General features: G+C 65.7%; 1 protein-coding gene. It reads left to right on the top strand.

Translation table 11 applies throughout. The features are described 5' to 3' along the window. Positions 1-254: 254 nt before the first annotated feature. Positions 255-1,799 (top strand): DUF1587 domain-containing protein (locus QZV94_RS24870; RefSeq protein ID WP_293683134.1); only part of this gene is annotated, 1,545 nt, incomplete at its 3' end.

Here is a 1,799-nt window from a genome sequence, read left to right as displayed (position 1 = left end):
TCATCCCCTACAACCTCGCGTGTTATGCCGCCCAACTGGGCCGTCTCGATGAGGCCTGGGAGTGGCTGCACAAGGCCATGGAAGCGGGCGGCGACGTCGCCTCAATCAAGACCATGGCCGTCCGCGATCCCGACCTGGAGCCATTGCGCGACCGGTTGCAGACGCTCTGAACGGGCGTCTCAGGAATTCACCCCCGAAGGACACGGGCCACAATTCGGTTCGATGAATTCGCCCCGGCGCTCGTCTACCCTCCCGTGATAATTGTCCGTTTCTCCATCACGGCCGCCGCTCTGGCTCTCATCGTCTCGGCCGGGGACGTCCCTGCCGCGTCGCCCGCGAAACCGGCCAAACCGCGCCTGCTCGACGACGCCCGTTCGCAGCGCAACGCGCCGGCCTTGGCTTCCTACGAGGAAAAGGTCGTCCCTCTCCTCTCCAAGTATTGCTATGACTGCCACGGTCGCGGCAAACGCAAGGGCGACTTCGCCCTAGACGTCTACCCTGACCTCAAAGCCGTCACCGCCGACCCCCGCGCCTGGGAGAAGGTCATGCAAAACCTCCGCACCGAGGTGATGCCGCCCGCCAAAAAGCCCAAGCCGACGCCGGCCGAAAACAAGCTCATCGCCGATTGGATCGAACAGGCCGTCTTTCATTGCGACTGCGACCATCCCGATCCCGGCCGCGTCACGGTCCGCCGCCTGAACCGCGCCGAGTACAACAACACCATCCGGGATCTGGTGGGCATCGACTTCCGGCCGGCCGATGATTTTCCGGCCGACGATTCCGGCTACGGTTTTGACAACATCGGGGACGTGCTTTCCGTCCCGCCCATTCTCCTGGAGAAATACCTGTCCGCCGCCGAGGCGGTGATGGAGAAGGCGATTGTGACCGAGGACCCAGCCCGACAACGGCGCCGTCGCTTTGCCGCGGATGCGCTGCCCGGCACGGCCCCCGGGGATCCGGTCGATGGCGGCGCGCGCATGCTGGCGCGGGAAGGCGACATCCAGGTCGACTTTCCATTTTCGCGTCCCGGCGAATATGCACTCCGCGCCCGGGCCTACGGCCAGCAGGCGGGCGATCAGCCCACCCGCATGCGCCTGGCGCTCGGCACCAACACGCTGTCGACCTTTGACGTCCTCGCGACGGACGGTTCTGCGACGAACTGCGAGATCCGCGTTCGCGTTGCGGCGGGCACCAACCGGTTCTCCGCCGCTTACATCAACAATTTTGTCGACCGCAAGAAAGGCCTCGACCGCAATCTGTTCATCGAGTTTCTCGAGATCGAAGGCCCCCTCGACGCGCCGCCCGACCCGCTTCCCTCCAGCCATACCCGCATCTTTTTTCGCGGTCGGACCGCCACCAACGACGACGCCTATGCCTCCTCCATCCTGGAAAGGTTCGTCGCACGCGCCTATCGGCGCCCGGCCCGGACCGGGGAGGTCGAGCGCCTGGCGGGTTTCGCCCGGCAGGCCCGGCAACAGGGAGAAACCTTCGAACGCAGCCTGCAGCTGGCGCTGAGCGCGGTGCTGGTCTCACCTCATTTCCTGTTCCGCGGCGAGCCGCACCCCGAGCCCGGCAATCCCCGCGCCGCCTATCGCATCGACGAGTTCGCTCTGGCTTCGCGCCTGTCCTATTTTCTGTGGAGCAGCCTGCCCGACGACGAGCTGTCTCAACTTGCCAGCCAGGGCCGGCTGCGGCGGCAGCTCGACCGTCAGGTCCGCCGCATGCTGGCCGATCCGAAGTCCCGCGCCCTCGTCGATAATTTTGCCGGCCAATGGCTGCAGTTGCGGAACATGCGGATC

It is taken from the genome of uncultured Phenylobacterium sp. (assembly GCF_902826855.1).
Lineage (GTDB): Bacteria > Pseudomonadota > Alphaproteobacteria > Caulobacterales > Caulobacteraceae > Phenylobacterium.
Note: the sequence above shows the minus strand (reverse complement) of the source record. Positions and strands in the feature narration are given on the sequence as shown.